Source organism: Pseudomonas sp. NFACC05-1, from assembly GCF_900100135.1.
In the GTDB taxonomy this organism is placed as follows: Bacteria; Pseudomonadota; Gammaproteobacteria; order Pseudomonadales; family Pseudomonadaceae; genus Aquipseudomonas; species Aquipseudomonas fluorescens_Q.
Genome location: NZ_FMTR01000028.1, coordinates 24,581 through 39,919 on the forward strand (window position 1 = coordinate 24,581; position 15,339 = coordinate 39,919).

Annotated in this window: 18 protein-coding genes; 17 read left to right on the forward strand and 1 reads right to left on the reverse strand. The window is 60.5% G+C overall.

The genetic code is table 11. From position 1 onward, the window contains the following. Positions 1-2 precede the first annotated feature (2 nt). From tgt to BLO97_RS26680, 5 genes are all read left to right on the forward strand, one after another. Positions 3-1,118: a tRNA guanosine(34) transglycosylase Tgt gene (gene tgt, locus BLO97_RS26660; protein ID WP_161951757.1), complete on the forward strand. Its 1,116-nt coding sequence runs from the start codon at positions 3-5 to the stop codon at positions 1,116-1,118. 43 nt (positions 1,119-1,161) lie between these two features. Continuing rightward, positions 1,162-1,500, forward strand: a complete 339-nt coding sequence (gene yajC, locus BLO97_RS26665) for a preprotein translocase subunit YajC (RefSeq protein ID WP_007916913.1) — start codon at positions 1,162-1,164, stop codon at positions 1,498-1,500. A gap of 63 nt (positions 1,501-1,563) precedes the next feature. Continuing rightward, a complete protein-coding gene (gene secD, locus BLO97_RS26670) occupies positions 1,564-3,432 on the forward strand; it encodes a protein translocase subunit SecD (RefSeq protein WP_092143840.1) in 1,869 nt (622 codons plus the stop codon). Between the two features lie 9 nt (positions 3,433-3,441). Beyond that, a complete protein-coding gene (gene secF, locus BLO97_RS26675) occupies positions 3,442-4,356 on the forward strand; it encodes a protein translocase subunit SecF (protein WP_092143843.1) in 915 nt (304 codons plus the stop codon). A gap of 117 nt (positions 4,357-4,473) precedes the next feature. Continuing rightward, positions 4,474-5,022: a glycine zipper 2TM domain-containing protein gene (locus BLO97_RS26680; protein ID WP_003197986.1), complete on the forward strand. Its 549-nt coding sequence runs from the start codon at positions 4,474-4,476 to the stop codon at positions 5,020-5,022. Between the two features lie 310 nt (positions 5,023-5,332). Here the strand turns inward: BLO97_RS26680 and suhB are convergent, their stop codons facing one another. Beyond that, positions 5,333-6,151 carry a type III secretion system regulator SuhB gene (suhB, locus tag BLO97_RS26685; protein WP_003185165.1) on the reverse strand — a complete coding sequence of 273 codons (819 nt, stop codon included), beginning with the start codon at positions 6,149-6,151 and terminating at the stop codon, positions 5,333-5,335. 144 nt (positions 6,152-6,295) lie between these two features. Here suhB and trmJ point away from each other — a divergent pair, with 144 nt between their 5' ends. From trmJ to rlmN, 12 genes are all read left to right on the forward strand, one after another. Beyond that, a complete protein-coding gene (trmJ, locus tag BLO97_RS26690) occupies positions 6,296-7,066 on the forward strand; it encodes a tRNA (cytosine(32)/uridine(32)-2'-O)-methyltransferase TrmJ (protein WP_038856918.1) in 771 nt (256 codons plus the stop codon). Between the two features lies 1 nt (position 7,067). Further along, positions 7,068-7,844, forward strand: coding sequence for a serine O-acetyltransferase (cysE, locus tag BLO97_RS26695; RefSeq protein ID WP_072346750.1), 777 nt, complete (start codon positions 7,068-7,070; stop codon positions 7,842-7,844). Positions 7,845-8,107: 263 nt separating this feature from the next. Next, positions 8,108-8,599, forward strand: a complete 492-nt coding sequence (iscR, locus tag BLO97_RS26700) for a Fe-S cluster assembly transcriptional regulator IscR (RefSeq protein ID WP_003185160.1) — start codon at positions 8,108-8,110, stop codon at positions 8,597-8,599. Positions 8,600-8,649: 50 nt separating this feature from the next. Continuing rightward, on the forward strand, positions 8,650-9,864 hold the full coding sequence (locus BLO97_RS26705) for an IscS subfamily cysteine desulfurase (protein ID WP_063322856.1): 1,215 nt from the start codon (positions 8,650-8,652) through the stop codon (positions 9,862-9,864). Between the two features lie 43 nt (positions 9,865-9,907). Beyond that, positions 9,908-10,294 carry a Fe-S cluster assembly scaffold IscU gene (iscU, locus tag BLO97_RS26710; RefSeq protein ID WP_003185157.1) on the forward strand — a complete coding sequence of 129 codons (387 nt, stop codon included), beginning with the start codon at positions 9,908-9,910 and terminating at the stop codon, positions 10,292-10,294. Between the two features lie 24 nt (positions 10,295-10,318). Continuing rightward, positions 10,319-10,642, forward strand: a complete 324-nt coding sequence (gene iscA / locus BLO97_RS26715; RefSeq protein ID WP_030139597.1) for an iron-sulfur cluster assembly protein IscA — start codon at positions 10,319-10,321, stop codon at positions 10,640-10,642. A gap of 8 nt (positions 10,643-10,650) precedes the next feature. Beyond that, positions 10,651-11,172, forward strand: a complete 522-nt coding sequence (hscB, locus tag BLO97_RS26720; RefSeq protein ID WP_092143846.1) for a co-chaperone HscB — start codon at positions 10,651-10,653, stop codon at positions 11,170-11,172. A gap of 50 nt (positions 11,173-11,222) precedes the next feature. Next, positions 11,223-13,085 carry a Fe-S protein assembly chaperone HscA gene (hscA, locus tag BLO97_RS26725; RefSeq protein WP_092143849.1) on the forward strand — a complete coding sequence of 621 codons (1,863 nt, stop codon included), beginning with the start codon at positions 11,223-11,225 and terminating at the stop codon, positions 13,083-13,085. Between the two features lie 3 nt (positions 13,086-13,088). Then, a complete protein-coding gene (gene fdx / locus BLO97_RS26730) occupies positions 13,089-13,430 on the forward strand; it encodes an ISC system 2Fe-2S type ferredoxin (protein ID WP_003198002.1) in 342 nt (113 codons plus the stop codon). A gap of 13 nt (positions 13,431-13,443) precedes the next feature. Then, positions 13,444-13,644, forward strand: a complete 201-nt coding sequence (gene iscX, locus BLO97_RS26735; protein WP_003198004.1) for a Fe-S cluster assembly protein IscX — start codon at positions 13,444-13,446, stop codon at positions 13,642-13,644. An 88-nt stretch (positions 13,645-13,732) separates the two neighbouring features. Beyond that, a complete protein-coding gene (gene ndk, locus BLO97_RS26740) occupies positions 13,733-14,158 on the forward strand; it encodes a nucleoside-diphosphate kinase (protein WP_063322853.1) in 426 nt (141 codons plus the stop codon). Positions 14,159-14,186: 28 nt separating this feature from the next. Next, positions 14,187-15,335 carry a dual-specificity RNA methyltransferase RlmN gene (rlmN, locus tag BLO97_RS26745; protein WP_063322852.1) on the forward strand — a complete coding sequence of 383 codons (1,149 nt, stop codon included), beginning with the start codon at positions 14,187-14,189 and terminating at the stop codon, positions 15,333-15,335. The last annotated feature ends 4 nt before the right edge of the window (positions 15,336-15,339 follow it).

Sequence of the window (15,339 nt, forward strand, 5' to 3'; positions counted from 1 at the left end):
GCATGTCCTTCGAGTTGCTCGCCACCGATGGCAAGGCTCGTCGCGGTCGTCTGACCTTCCCCCGCGGTACCGTGGAAACCCCGGCGTTCATGCCGGTGGGCACCTACGGCACGGTCAAGGGCATGCTGCCGCGTGACATCGAGGCCATTGGCGCAGAGATCATCCTCGGTAATACCTTCCACCTGTGGCTGCGCCCGGGCATGGAAGTGATCAAGGCCCATGGCGACCTGCACGATTTCATGCAGTGGAAAGGCCCGATCCTGACCGACTCCGGTGGTTTCCAGGTGTTCAGCCTCGGTGCGATGCGCAAGATCAAGGAGGAGGGCGTGACCTTCGCCTCGCCGGTGGACGGTTCCAAGGTGTTCATGGGCCCGGAAGAGTCGATGCAGGTGCAGCGCGACCTGGGCTCGGACATCGTGATGATCTTCGACGAATGCACGCCGTACCCGGCCGATGAAGACGTGGCGCGGGTGTCCATGGAGCTGTCGTTGCGCTGGGCCCAGCGTTCGAAGAATGCCCATGGCGAAAACACCGCGGCGTTGTTCGGTATCGTCCAGGGCGGCATGCACCGCGACCTGCGCATGCGCTCGCTGGAAGGCCTGGACAAGATCGGCTTCGACGGCCTGGCGATTGGCGGCTTGTCGGTGGGTGAGCCGAAGCACGAGATGATCAAGGTGCTCGATTACCTGCCGGGCGAAATGCCCGCTGACAAACCTCGTTACCTTATGGGCGTTGGCAAACCGGAAGATCTGGTTGAGGGTGTGCGCCGCGGGGTGGACATGTTCGATTGCGTGATGCCAACCCGTAATGCCCGCAATGGGCATCTGTTCATCGACACGGGCGTGCTGAAGATCCGTAACGCGTTCCATCGCCATGATGATTCGCCGCTGGATCCGACGTGCGATTGCTACACCTGCCAGAACTTCTCCCGCGCTTATCTGCATCATTTGGACAAGTGCGGCGAAATGCTCGGCAGTATGCTCAATACCATCCACAATTTGCGCCATTATCAGGTGCTTATGGCTGGTTTGCGCGAGGCTATCCAACAGGGTACATTGGCCGCCTTTGTCGAGGCCTTCTATGCCAAGCGCGGGTTGCCTGTTCCGCCTTTGGACTGAGTTTTCCGATCCCTAGATTCAATACTTGCAACTGGAGTGCTAAATGAGCTTTTTTATCTCTAACGCCATGGCTGATGCCGCTGCACCTGCTGCTGCCGGCCCTATGGGTGGCGGTTTCGAGTGGATTTTCCTGGTCGGCTTCCTGGTCATCTTCTACCTGATGATCTGGCGTCCACAGGCCAAGCGCGCCAAAGAGCAGAAGAACCTGCTCAGCAGCTTGCAGAAGGGCGATGAAGTGGTCACCACCGGCGGCATCGCGGGCAAGATCACCAAAGTGGCCGATGACTTCGTGGTACTGGAAGTGTCCGACACTGTTGAAATGAAGTTCCAGAAGGGCGCCATCGCGGCCACGCTGCCAAAAGGCACGCTGAAAGCGATCTAAGTAACAACTTCTATTCAATCGACGGGGCGCGCAAGGCGCCCCGCGTCATAAGCGGGCGGCGTGATGCTGAACAAATACCCTCTGTGGAAATATTTACTGATCCTGGCGGTGCTGGCGGTCGGTCTGATTTATTCCGCTCCCAATCTCTACCCGGATGACCCGGCCATTCAGGTCAGTGGCGCAAGCACTGCGCTGCAGGTCACCCAGGCCGATCTGGACCGTGCGAGCGCTGCGCTCAAGGCGGCCAATATCGAGGTCAAGGCTGCGTCCATCGCCGAAAACGGCAAGGGCGGCCTGTTGCGCCTGGTCAAGGCAGAAGACCAACTGCCAGCCAAAGACGTGGTGCGCAAGGCGTTGGGTGACGATTACGTCGTGGCCCTGAACCTGGCCCAGACCACCCCGCAATGGCTGCGCAAGCTCGGCGCGCACCCGATGAAGCTGGGCCTGGACTTGTCCGGTGGTGTGCACTTCCTGCTGGAAGTGGACATGGAAAAAGCCCTCGACGCGCGGATGAAAGTCTACGAAGGCGACGTCAAGAGCTTGCTGCGTAAAGAGCGCGTGCGTTATCGCAGCCTGCCGCAACTCGACGGTGCCATTCAGCTGGGCTTCAGCGATGAAGATACCCGCGAGCAGGCCCGTGCGCTGATCCGCAAGAACTTCAACGATTTCGACATTGTGCCGGCCGACCTCAATGGTCAGGCGGTGCTGCGTCTGGCGATGACCCCGGCCAAGCTGGCGGAAATCCGCGAATACTCCATCAAGCAGAACTTGACCACGGTGCGTAACCGCGTCAACGAGCTGGGTGTGGCCGAGCCGATCGTGCAGCGCCAGGGCGCCAACCGCATCGTGGTTGAGCTGCCGGGCGTGCAGGACACCGCCGAAGCCAAGCGTATCCTCGGCAAGACCGCCAACCTGGAATTCCGCCTGGCCGCTGAGCCGGGTGCTTCCAAGGCCACTTCCGAGAGTTTCGAGTTCCGTGAAGGCGGTCGTCCGGCGGCGCAGATCGAGCGTGGCCTGATCATCACCGGTGACCAGGTGACCGACGCCCAGGCGGGCTTCGACGAGCAGGGTCGTCCGCAGGTGAACATTCGCCTCGACGGCCACGGCGGCGAACTGATGAGCCGCGCCACGCGCAGCAACGTCGGTCGCAGCATGGCGGTGATCTTCATCGAGCAGAAGCCGACCACCACTTACACCAAGCAAGTGGTCAATGGTGTCGAGAAAGACGTACCGGTCCAGACCTTCAAGGAAGAGAAAAAGATCATCAGCCTGGCGACCATCCAGTCGCCACTGGGCAGCCAGTTCCGCATCACCGGTCTCAACGGCCAGGGTGAGTCCTCGGAACTGGCCCTGCTGCTGCGTGCCGGTGGCCTGGCCGCGCCGATGTACTTCGCTGAAGAGCGCACCATTGGCCCGAGCCTGGGTGCCGACAACATCACCAAGGGTATCGATGCATCCCTGTGGGGCATGCTGTTCGTGTCGCTGTTCATCATCGCCATCTACCGCTTCTTCGGCATCATCGCCACCGTCGCGCTGGCGGTGAACATGGTGATGCTGCTGGCCCTGATGTCGCTGCTGGGGGCTACGCTGACCCTGCCGGGTATCGCCGGTATCGTCTTGACCATGGGTATGGCGGTGGACGCCAACGTGCTGATCTTCTCGCGGATACGTGAAGAAATCGCCGCGGGCATGTCGATCCAGCGGGCAATCAACGAAGGCTTCGGCCGGGCATTCACCGCGATCCTCGACGCCAACCTGACCACGTTGCTGGTGGGCGGGATTCTCTTCGCCATGGGCACCGGCCCGGTCAAGGGCTTCGCAGTGACCATGTCCCTCGGGATCTTTACCTCGATGTTCACGGCCATCATGGTGACCCGCGCAATGGTCAACCTGATCTTTGGCGGTCGTGACTTCAAGAAGTTGTGGATTTAAGGGGCTGCCATGTTACGTACAATCAACTTCATGGGCGTTCGCAACGTTGCGTTCGGCGTCACATTGTTCCTTACCGTACTGGCGTTGTTCAGCTGGGCCACCAAGGGGCTGAACTACGGCCTGGACTTCACCGGCGGTACGCTCATCGAGCTGACCTACGAGCGTCCGGCCGACGTCACCAAGGTGCGTGAGCAACTGGCGACGTCGGGCTACAGCGATGCCATCGTGCAGAGCTTCGGTGCGACGACGGACCTGTTGGTGCGCATGCCGGGTGAAGACCCGCAACTGGGTCACCAGGTGGCCGAGGCCTTGCAGAAGGCCGGCGGCGATAACCCGGCCCAGGTCAAGCGCGTCGAGTTCGTCGGCCCGCAAGTGGGTGAAGAGCTGCGCGACCAGGGCGGCCTCGGCATGCTGATGGCGCTGGGCGGCATCCTGATCTACCTGGCCTTCCGCTTTCAGTGGAAGTTCGCGGTGGGTGCGATTGTCTCGCTGATCCACGACGTGATCGTGACCGTGGGCATCCTGTCGTTCTTCCAGATCACCTTCGACCTGACGGTGTTGGCGGCGGTGCTGGCGATCATCGGTTACTCGCTCAACGACACCATCGTGGTGTTCGACCGGGTGCGGGAGAACTTCCGTGTGCTGCGCAAGGCCTCGCTGATCGAGAACATCAACATCTCGACCACCCAGACCCTGCTGCGGACCATGGCGACGTCGATCTCCACCTTGCTGGCGATCGCGGCGCTGCTGATCTTTGGTGGCGACAACCTGTTCGGTTTCTCCATCGCGCTGTTCATCGGCGTGCTGGCGGGTACTTACTCTTCGATCTACATCGCTAACGTGGTGCTGATCTGGCTGAACCTGAGCACCGAGGACCTGATTCCTCCAGCGGCCACCGAAACGGAAGTGGACGACCGCCCATAAGGCTCGTCGCTCCGCCCGTCACGGCTGAAAAGGCGCGAGTTGAACTCGCGCCTTTTTTTGTGCTCCAAGGCTGGGAGAAGCGCGGATTAATCCGCTTGTGATGGTCAGGAGGTTCAAGTGAACAAATCGATGCTGGTTGGTGCGGTATTGGGTGCTGTCGGTGTAACAGCCGGTGGTGCGGTCGCCACCTACAGCTTGGTAAAAAGTGGCCCTGAGTATGCGCAAGTATTGGCCGTGGAGCCGGTCAAGACCCAAATCAAGACCCCGCGTGAAGTGTGCAAGGACGTCACCGTGACTCGGCAGAAGCCAGTCCAGGACCAGCACCAGATCGCCGGCACCGTGTTGGGCGCCGTAGCCGGTGGCTTGCTGGGTAACCAGATCGGCGGCGGCACCGGCAAGAAAATCGCCACCGTGGCGGGTGCGGCCGGTGGTGGTTATGCCGGTAACAAGATTCAGGAAGGCATGCAGGAGCGCGACACCTACACCACCACCCAGACGCGCTGCAACACGGTCAATGACATCAGCGACAAGGTTGTAGGCTACGACGTTCGCTACATGCTCGACGGCAAAGAAGGCAAGGTCCGCATGGATCGCGACCCGGGCAACCAGATCCCGGTGAACAAGGAAGGCCAACTGATCCTGGGGCAGAACGAACCGGCTCAGTGATCCAGTCGCTATGAAAAAGCACCCTTCGGGGTGCTTTTTTTTCGCCCGCATTTTAAGCCCCACCCCAAATCCCCTGTGGGAGATTGCTCGCGATAGCGGTGGGTCAGCTTCCATCAATGTTCAGGGTGTCATCCATTGTGGCGAGGGAGCTTGCTCCCGCTCGGTTGCGCAGCGACCGCAAGATCTTGGGTCTGCTGCGCAGCCCAGCGGGAGCAAGCTCCCTCGCCACGGGGTATTCATCTGGGCTGAGTGGTGTGGGGCAGGCATAAAAAAAGCACCCCGAAGGGTGCTTTTTCTGTAGCCGAGCGGCTTAGCGCTTCAACGAAGCCGGCAAGTGCGGCTGGATAGCAGTCAGCACAGCCTTGAAGCATTTGGTGTTGCCGGCAACGATGTGGCCTTTTTCAAGGAAGTCGTGGCCGCCGGTGAAGTCGCTCACCAAGCCACCGGCTTCCTGGATCAGCAGGGCGCCAGCAGCCATGTCCCATTCGGACAGGCCCGATTCCCAGAACGCATCGAAACGGCCAGCGGCTACATAAGCCAGGTCCAGGCTCGCAGCGCCGGCGCGGCGGATGCCGGCGGTCTGGCCGACCAGGGCGCGGAACATGCCCAGGTAGTTGTCCAGGTTGTCCATCTGGTCATCACGGAACGGGAAGCCGGTACCCAGCAGGGCGCCGTCCAGGCTGGTGCGGCCGCTGACGCGCAGGCGACGACCGTTCAGTTGGGCGCCACGGCCACGGCTGGCGGTGAATTCTTCCTGGCGAACCGGGTCCAGCACAACGGCGTGTTCCAGGCGGCCACGGTATTTGCAGGCGATGCTGACAGCGAAATGAGGAATGCCGCGCAGGAAGTTGGTGGTGCCATCCAGCGGATCGATGATCCACAGGTACTCTTCGCCTTCGATGCCAGTACCGGCGTGCATGCCGGTCTCTTCACCGAGGATGGAGTGGTTTGGATAAGCCTTGCGCAGGGCGTCGACGATCTTTTGCTCGGCGGCGCGATCGACCTCGGACACGTAGTCCTTGGCGTCTTTTTCATCGACCTTGATGGTATCCAGGCGCTCGATGGAGCGGAAGATCAGTTCACTGGCGCTGCGGGCGGCGCGCAGCGCGATATTCAGCATGGGCTGCATGGATGTGTCACCTAAGGTTGTTAAAGAAAGCCGCGCATTCTATCAGAAAGTTTTCCGAGGAGAAGGTTGGTGTTCGCTTTCATAGCTTAACGGTAGGTGCTTCTGTAAGATTTGCTCCCTTTATCGTGTTCGAGAGCGCCCCCCTTGTTGCAGAACATTCGTGTCGTCCTGGTCAATACCAGCCATCCGGGTAACATCGGCGGAGCTGCGCGGGCCATGAAGAACATGGGCCTGTCGCGCCTGGTGCTGGTCGAACCGCGTCTGTTTCCCCATCACGAGGCTGACGCCCGGGCTTCCGGTGCCGGTGACATCCTGGCCAACGCTCAAGTCGTCGCCACTCTTGAGGATGCCCTGGTGGGTTGCAACCTGGTGCTCGGCACCAGCGCCCGCGACCGCCGTATCCCCTGGCCGCTGCTCGACCCCCGCGAATGCGGCACCAAAGTGGTCGAGGAGGCCGCCCAAGGCTTTGAGATCGCCCTGGTGTTCGGTCGTGAAGACTCCGGCCTGACCAACGACGAGCTGCAGCGATGTCACTTTCACGTGCATATCCCTTCCGACCCCGAGTTCAGTTCCTTGAACCTGGGGGCGGCGGTGCAGGTGTTGAGCTATGAAGTGCGCATGGCTTGGCTGGCAGCCGAAGGCAAGCCCAGCAAGGTCGAAAAAACCGAGGTCACGTCGCCGCGCAGTGAGACACTGGCGACCATGGATGAGTTGGAACGATTCTATGAGCACCTGGAGCAGACCTTGGTGGACATCGAGTTCCTCGACCCGGAAAAGCCGCGACACTTGATGGCGCGCCTGCGTCGGTTGTACGGACGAAGCTCGGTCAGCCGGGCGGAGATGAATATATTGCGCGGCATCCTCACGGAAACCCAGAAGGCGGCCCGTGGCGAGCTGATTAAGCGGAAGAAATAAAATGTTCGAACGTTTGCGTGAAGATATCCAAAGTGTTTTCCATCGTGACCCGGCGGCGCGCAATGCCTTTGAAGTGCTGACCTGCTACCCGGGGATGCACGCGATCTGGATCCACCGCCTGTCCGGTGCCTTGTGGAACATGGGTTGGAAATGGCTGGCGCGGCTGGTCTCGAACTTCGGGCGTTGGTTGACCGGGATCGAGATCCATCCGGGCGCCAAGGTCGGCCGTCGGTTCTTCATCGACCACGGCATGGGCATCGTCATCGGCGAAACCGCCGAGATCGGCGACGACGTGACCCTGTACCAGGGCGTGACCCTCGGTGGCACCAGCTGGAACAAAGGCAAGCGCCACCCGACCCTGGAAGACGGCGTGGTAGTCGGTGCCGGCGCCAAGGTGCTCGGGCCGTTCACGGTGGGGGCGGGGGCGAAAGTCGGCTCCAATGCGGTCGTAACCAAGGCCGTGCCGCCTGGCGCGACCGTGGTGGGCATTCCAGGGCGGATCATCGTCAAGTCTGACGACGAGCAGGACGCCCGGCGCAAGGCCATGGCCGAGAAGATCGGCTTCGATGCCTATGGTGTCGGCGAAGACATGCCCGACCCGGTCGCCCGGGCCATCAACCAGTTGCTCGATCACTTGCAGGCCGTCGATGGGCGCCTGGAGGGGATGTGCGGGGCCCTGAAGGATCTGGGCAGTAATTACTGTGCCAAGGACCTGCCTGAGCTGCGCGAGGAAGATTTCGCGTGTGTGAAGGACAAGGATCAGAGCCAGGCCAGCTAAACCCGGCAGGCCTCATCGCGAGCAAGCTCGCACACAGGGGGTTTTGGTGGGTGCACAATTCGTGTACACCACAGATCCCTGTGGGAGCGAGCTTGCTCGCGATAAACGATAACGCGGTATCGCTGGTCGCCGCCGACCAGCCTTTGCTATCATGCGCGCGCTCTTTCGCGGGTAAACCTGAGTAAAGCACTAGGTCTTATACTTGACTTAAATACTCGGGAATTGCATACTCGCCCCCATTCCGAACTCCGTGGTAATTGTCCATGCGACTGACTACAAAAGGCCGATACGCCGTGACCGCAATGCTGGATCTGGCATTGCATGCGCAGCACGGGCCGGTGTCCCTGGCCGATATCTCCGAGCGCCAGGGCATTTCCCTGTCCTACCTTGAACAGCTGTTCGCCAAGCTGCGCCGTAGCAACCTGGTTTCCAGCGTTCGCGGCCCAGGCGGCGGCTACCAGCTGTCGCGGGACATGCAGGGCATCCAGGTCGCCCAGGTGATCGATGCGGTGAACGAATCGGTCGATGCGACCAAATGCCAGGGCCTTGGCGATTGCCATGGCGGCGATACTTGCCTGACCCACCACTTGTGGTGCGACCTCAGCCTGCAGATTCACGAATTTCTAAGCGGTATCAGCTTGGCTGACCTTGTAACTCGTCGTGAGGTGCAAGAAGTAGCCCAGCGTCAGGACCAGCGTCGTTGCAATAGCAAGGCGCCGCACCTGGACAAGATTGAAGCGTCCGCCGTCGAATGACTGCCGCAGAGCACGCGGAACGCCAGCCAGCCTGATTTAGGAGAGAGTCCATGAAATTGCCGATTTACCTTGATTACTCTGCGACCACCCCGGTTGATCCGCGTGTTGCGCAAAAAATGAGTGAATGCCTGCTGGTCGACGGAAACTTCGGTAACCCGGCGTCCCGTTCCCACGTGTTCGGCTGGAAGGCCGAAGAGTCGGTCGAAAACGCCCGTCGCCAGGTCGCTGACCTGGTCAACGCCGACCCGCGTGAAATTGTCTGGACCTCCGGTGCCACTGAATCCGACAACCTGGCAATCAAGGGTGTCGCGCATTTCTATCACACCAAGGGCAAGCACCTGATCACCTCCAAGATCGAGCACAAGGCTGTCCTGGACACCATGCGCCAACTGGAGCGTGAAGGCTTCGAAGTTACCTACATCGAACCGGGTGAAGACGGCATCATTACCCCGGCCATGGTTGAAGCCGCCCTGCGCGACGACACCATCCTGGTTTCGATCATGCACGTGAACAACGAAATCGGCACCGTCAACGACATCGCCGCCATCGGCGAACTGACCCGTTCCAAGGGCATCCTGTTCCACGTCGACGCGGCCCAGTCCACCGGCAAGGTCGACATCGACCTGTCCAAGCTGAAAGTCGACCTGATGTCGTTTTCGGCCCACAAGACCTATGGCCCTAAAGGCATCGGCGCGCTGTACGTCAGCCGCAAGCCGCGTGTTCGCCTCGAAGCGACCATGCACGGCGGCGGTCACGAGCGCGGCATGCGTTCCGGCACCCTGGCGACCCACCAGATCGTCGGCATGGGCGAAGCCTTCCGCGTGGCCAAGGAAGACATGGCCGCCGAGAACGTACGCATCAAGGCCCTGAGCGACCGCTTCTTCAAGCAGGTCGAGCATCTGGAAGAACTCTACGTCAACGGCAGCATGATCGCCCGCGTACCGCACAACCTGAACCTGAGCTTCAACTACGTTGAAGGCGAGTCGCTGATCATGGCGCTCAAGGATCTGGCCGTGTCGTCCGGTTCGGCGTGCACCTCGGCGTCCCTGGAGCCTTCCTACGTACTGCGCGCCCTGGGCCGCAACGACGAACTGGCCCACAGCTCCATTCGCTTTACCTTCGGCCGTTTCACCACCGAAGAAGAAATCGATTACGCCGCGCAGAAAGTCTGCGAGGCCGTTACCAAGCTGCGCGCTCTGTCGCCGCTGTGGGACATGTACAAAGACGGCGTCGACATTTCGAAAATCGAGTGGGCGGCGCACTGAAGAAGTCGCCACCAGAGCGACTCACTGATGAGGATTGAGGCAAATGGCATATAGCGAAAAGGTCATCGACCACTACGAGAACCCGCGCAACGTCGGCAAGATGGACGCGCAGGATCCTGATGTCGGCACCGGCATGGTCGGCGCGCCGGCGTGCGGCGACGTGATGCGCCTGCAGATCAAGGTCAACGAGCAAGGCATCATCGAAGATGCCAAGTTCAAGACCTACGGCTGCGGTTCCGCCATCGCGTCCAGCTCCCTGGCCACCGAGTGGATGAAGGGCAAGACCCTCGACGAAGCCGAAACCATCAAGAACACCCAGCTGGCCGAAGAACTGGCCCTGCCGCCAGTGAAGATTCACTGCTCGGTACTCGCCGAAGACGCCATCAAGGCCGCCGTTCGCGACTACAAGCAGAAGAAAGGCTTGATCTGATCCGCGCATTGGTAAGGAGTTTTCATGGCTATCCAGATGACAGAAGCGGCAGCTAAGCATGTGCAGCGTTCCCTCGCGGGGCGTGGCAAGGGCGAGGGTATCCGCCTGGGTGTTCGCACCACGGGCTGTTCTGGCCTCGCCTATGTACTGGAATTCGTCGACGAAGTGGGCGAAGACGATCAGGTGTTCGAAAGTCATGGTCAGAAAGTGATCATCGACCCGAAAAGCCTGACGTACCTGGACGGCACCGAGCTGGATTTCGTCAAGGAAGGGTTGAACGAAGGCTTCAAGTTCAACAACCCCAACGTACGCGGTGAATGTGGCTGCGGCGAAAGCTTCAACATCTGAGGCAGCTTGTGGGTACTCCTTGTCATTTTGCGTTGTTCCAGTTGCAGCCTGCTTTCCAGCTGGATCTCGATCAGTTGTCGGCGCGATATCTGGAATTGGCCCGTGGTGTTCATCCGGACCGTTTTGCCGACGGCTCCGAGGCTGAGCAGCGGCGGGCGCTCGAGCAGTCGGCGAACCTCAACGAGGCTTACCAGACGCTCAAGAGTCCAGCCAAGCGCGCGCGTTACCTGCTCGCTATCAGCGGTCATGAGTTGCCGCTGGAGGTCACGGTCCACGATCCCGAGTTTCTTTTGCAGCAGATGCAATGGCGCGAAGAGCTCGAAGACCTGCAGGACAGCGCCGATCTGGCCGGTGTCGCGGTATTCAAGCGACGCTTGAAAGACGCCCAGCAAACACTGAACGAAAGCTTCGCAGCCTGCTGGAACGATGCCGCGCAACGCGAACAGGCCGAACGCCTGATGCGGCGCATGCAGTTCCTCGACAAGCTCACCTACGAAGTGCGCCAGCTAGAAGAGCGCCTCGACGATTAACCCAGTGCCGCTCCGGTCGCACGCCTGATTACAGATAAGTCCTGATTACGATGGCCCTACTGCAGATCGCCGAACCCGGCCAAAGTCCACAACCGCACCAGCGTCGCCTGGCTGTCGGGATCGACTTGGGTACCACCAACTCCCTGGTAGCTGCCTTGCGCAGCGGTCTTTCCGAACCGCTGGCCGACGAGCAGGGACGGGTGATCCTGCCGTCCGCCGTGCGCTATCACGCCGATCACGTTGAAGTGGGCGAGTCCGCGAAGCTGGCCGCCGCCACCGATCCGTTGAACACCATCGTCTCGGTCAAGCGCTTGATGGGTCGTGGTCTGTCCGACGTCAAGCAATTGGGTGACCAACTGCCGTACCGCTTCGTTGGCGGCGAATCCCACATGCCGTTCATCGAAACCGTGCAGGGTCCGAAAAGCCCGGTGGAAGTGTCGGCCGACATCCTCAAGGTGTTGCGCCAGCGCGCCGAAGCGGCGTTGGGTGGTGAATTGGTGGGGGCGGTCATCACCGTTCCGGCCTATTTCGACGACGCCCAGCGTCAAGCCACCAAGGATGCCGCCAAGCTGGCCGGCCTGAACGTGCTGCGCCTGCTGAACGAGCCGACGGCCGCTGCGGTCGCTTATGGCCTGGACCAGCATGCCGAAGGCCTGGTTGCCATCTACGACTTGGGTGGCGGTACTTTCGATATTTCGATCTTGCGCCTGACCGGCGGTGTTTTCGAAGTCTTGGCCACCGGTGGCGACAGTGCCCTGGGCGGCGATGACTTCGACCACGCCATCGCCGGCTGGATCATCGAGCAAGCGGGCTTGTCCGCCGACCTCGACCCAGGTGCGCAACGCCACCTGCTGCAAACCGCCTGCGCCGCCAAGGAAGCCTTGACCGACGCCGCCACCGTTGAAGTCGCTTATGGCGACTGGAAAGCCACGCTGACCCGCGAAGCCTTCGATGCCCTGATCGAGCCCATGGTCGCCCGCAGCCTCAAGGCCTGCCGCCGTGCCGTGCGCGATTCCGGCGTGGAGCTCGAAGACGTCAAGGCCGTGGTCATGGTCGGTGGTTCGACCCGCGTGCCTCGGGTTCGCGAAGCCGTTGCCGAGGCCTTTGGCCGCCAGCCGCTGACTGAAATCGACCCGGACCAGGTGGTCGCCATCGGCGCCGCGATCCAGGCCGATACCCTGGCCGGCAACAAGCGCGATGGCGGCGAACTGCTGCTGCTCGACGTGATTCCGTTGTCTCTGGGCCTGGAAACCATGGGCGGCCTGATGGAGAAGGTGATTCCACGCAACACCACCATCCCGGTTGCCCGCGCCCAGGACTTCACCACCTATAAAGACGGCCAGTCGGCCATGATGGTCCACGTGCTGCAAGGCGAGCGTGAACTGATCAGTGACTGCCGTTCCCTGGCCCGCTTCGAACTGCGCGGCATCCCGCCGATGGTGGCCGGTGCGGCGAAGATTCGCGTGACCTTCCAGGTCGATGCCGACGGCTTGCTCAACGTCTCCGCCCGCGAACTGGGTTCGGGCGTGGAGGCGAGCATCCAGGTCAAGCCATCCTACGGCCTGACCGACGGTGAAATCGCCAAGATGCTCAAGGATTCCTTCCAGCATGCCAGCGACGACAAGGTGGCGCGGGTGCTGCGCGAGCAGCAGGTCGACGCCCAGCGCCTGATCGAAGCCGTGCAAGGTGCCCTGGAGGCAGACGGCGACCGTTTGCTCGACGCTGAAGAACGCATGGTCATCGAGCTGCAAATGCAGGAATTGTCCGAATTGATCAAAGGCACCGATGGTTATGCCATCGAGCAGCAGACCAAGCGTCTGTCGCACGTCACCGATGCCTTTGCTGCCCGCCGCCTGGACTCGACGGTGAAAGCCGCCCTGGCGGGGCGCAACCTGAATGAAATCGAGGAATAACTGATGCCGCAGATCATTTTTCTGCCACACGCCGAGCATTGCCCGGACGGTATGGTGGTAGAGGCCGAAACCGGCAAGTCCATTCTCGAAGTGGCCCATGACAACCACATCGAGATCGAGAGCGCCTGCGGCGGTGTCTGTGCCTGCACCACCTGCCATTGCATCATTCGTGAGGGTTTCGACTCGCTGAATGAGGCCGATGAGCTGGAAGAGGACTACCTTGATAGGGCCTGGGGCCTGGAACCGACGTCGCGCCTGACCTGTCAGGCCAAGGTCGGCACCGAAGACCTGGTGGTCGAAATCCCGAAATATTCGCTTAACCATGCGGCCGAAGCGCCGCACTGATGGTGACACTGTCATGAGCTATGGTTGGAATGATGTACAACGCATCGCAGAAGAACTGGCCGAAGCCAAGCCGGACGTGGATCCGCTGAAGGTCAATTTCGTCGATCTGCAGCACTGGATCATGGAGCTTCCCGGTTTCGACAGTACCTCTGGCCGTTGTGGCGAGAAGGTCTTGGAAGCGGTCCAGGCGCTCTGGATCGAAGAAATCGACTGATCGACCTGGCAGGTTAGGCAATACCCCTGAACCCGCGTATAATTCGCGGGTTTAATTTTTCGCAAATTACCGTTTCTGGAGTTACACCATGGCTGTTCAACGTACTTTCTCCATCATCAAGCCTGACGCCGTTGCTAAAAACGTGATCGGCAAGATCGTTACCCGTTTCGAAGACGCTGGCCTGCGCGTTGTAGCTTCGAAAATGAAGCAACTGTCCAAGGCTGAAGCCGAAGGCTTCTACGCTGAGCACAGCGAGCGCGGTTTCTTCGGTGAGCTGGTGGCCTTCATGACTTCCGGTCCGGTTGTCGTCCAGGTGCTGGAAGGCGAAAACGCTATCGCTCGCAACCGTGAGCTGATGGGCGCTACCAACCCTAAAGAAGCTGCTGCCGGCACCATCCGTGCTGACTTCGCCGAGTCCATCGACGCCAACGCCGTTCACGGTTCGGACTCCGAAGCCGCTGCTGCTCGCGAAATCGCTTACTTTTTCGCTGCTACTGAAGTAACCACTCGCTAAGCATTGGCTTAAGAGTGAAGGTGAATCCATGACTACATCGACTGTTAAAACCAATCTGCTGGGGCTGACCCAGCCGGAAATGGAGAAATTCTTCGACTCGATCGGGGAGAAGCGTTTCCGTGCCGGTCAGGTGATGAAATGGATTCACCACTTTGGCGTCGACGACTTCGACGCCATGACGAATGTCGGCAAGGCCCTGCGCGAAAAGCTCAAGGCTGTGGCCGAGATTCGCGGCCCCGAAGTGGTCAGCCAGGACATTTCCAGCGACGGCACCCGTAAGTGGGTGGTGCGCGTGGCGTCCGGCAGCTGCGTCGAGACCGTCTACATTCCCCAGGGCAAACGCGGCACCTTGTGCGTTTCGTCCCAGGCAGGCTGTGCCCTGGATTGCAGTTTCTGCTCCACCGGCAAGCAAGGCTTCAATAGCAACCTCACCGCCGCCGAAGTGATCGGCCAGGTGTGGATTGCCAACAAATCCTTTGGCAGTGTCCCGGCGACCGTCGACCGTGCCATCACCAACGTGGTGATGATGGGCATGGGTGAGCCGCTGCTGAATTTCGACAACGTCGTTTCCGCCATGCACCTGATGATGGACGACCTGGGCTACGGCATCTCCAAGCGCCGCGTGACCCTGTCCACCTCCGGCGTGGTGCCGATGATCGATGAGCTGGCCAAGCACATCGACGTCTCCCTGGCGTTGTCGCTGCACGCACCCAATGACGCATTGCGTAACCAATTGGTGCCGATCAACAAGAAATATCCGCTTAAGATGCTGCTCGAGTCGTGCCAGCGCTACATGTCGTCCCTGGGCGAAAAACGCGTGCTGACCATCGAGTACACGCTGCTCAAGGATGTGAACGACAAGGTCGAACACGCGGTCGAGATGATCGAGCTGCTCAAGAACATCCCGTGCAAGATCAACCTGATCCCGTTCAATCCGTTCCCGCATTCCGGTTACGAGCGTCCGAGCAACAACGCGATTCGTCGCTTCCAGGATCAGCTTCACCACGCTGGCTTCAACGTCACCGTGCGCACCACTCGCGGCGAAGACATCGACGCCGCCTGTGGCCAATTGGTAGGACAGGTGCTGGATCGCACCCGTCGCAGCGAACGCTACATTGCCGTGCGTGAGTTGAACGCCACGGACGATGCGGTGCAAAACGCTGCGAACAGTCACTAAGAGA

Coding starts and splice junctions, on each gene's coding strand:
- cysE (WP_072346750.1), top strand. CDS start 7,068: ATGTTCGAACGTTTGCGTGAAGATATCCAAAGTGTTTTCCATCGTGAC.
- iscU (WP_003185157.1), top strand. CDS start 9,908: ATGGCATATAGCGAAAAGGTCATCGACCACTACGAGAACCCGCGCAAC.
- BLO97_RS26705 (WP_063322856.1), top strand. CDS start 8,650: ATGAAATTGCCGATTTACCTTGATTACTCTGCGACCACCCCGGTTGAT.
- ndk (WP_063322853.1), top strand. CDS start 13,733: ATGGCTGTTCAACGTACTTTCTCCATCATCAAGCCTGACGCCGTTGCT.
- iscX (WP_003198004.1), top strand. CDS start 13,444: ATGAGCTATGGTTGGAATGATGTACAACGCATCGCAGAAGAACTGGCC.
- iscA (WP_030139597.1), top strand. CDS start 10,319: ATGGCTATCCAGATGACAGAAGCGGCAGCTAAGCATGTGCAGCGTTCC.
- secF (WP_092143843.1), top strand. CDS start 3,442: ATGTTACGTACAATCAACTTCATGGGCGTTCGCAACGTTGCGTTCGGC.
- rlmN (WP_063322852.1), top strand. CDS start 14,187: ATGACTACATCGACTGTTAAAACCAATCTGCTGGGGCTGACCCAGCCG.
- yajC (WP_007916913.1), top strand. CDS start 1,162: ATGAGCTTTTTTATCTCTAACGCCATGGCTGATGCCGCTGCACCTGCT.
- iscR (WP_003185160.1), top strand. CDS start 8,108: ATGCGACTGACTACAAAAGGCCGATACGCCGTGACCGCAATGCTGGAT.
- secD (WP_092143840.1), top strand. CDS start 1,564: ATGCTGAACAAATACCCTCTGTGGAAATATTTACTGATCCTGGCGGTG.
- tgt (WP_161951757.1), top strand. CDS start 3: ATGTCCTTCGAGTTGCTCGCCACCGATGGCAAGGCTCGTCGCGGTCGT.
- hscA (WP_092143849.1), top strand. CDS start 11,223: ATGGCCCTACTGCAGATCGCCGAACCCGGCCAAAGTCCACAACCGCAC.
- fdx (WP_003198002.1), top strand. CDS start 13,089: ATGCCGCAGATCATTTTTCTGCCACACGCCGAGCATTGCCCGGACGGT.
- suhB (WP_003185165.1), bottom strand. CDS start 6,151: ATGCAGCCCATGCTGAATATCGCGCTGCGCGCCGCCCGCAGCGCCAGT.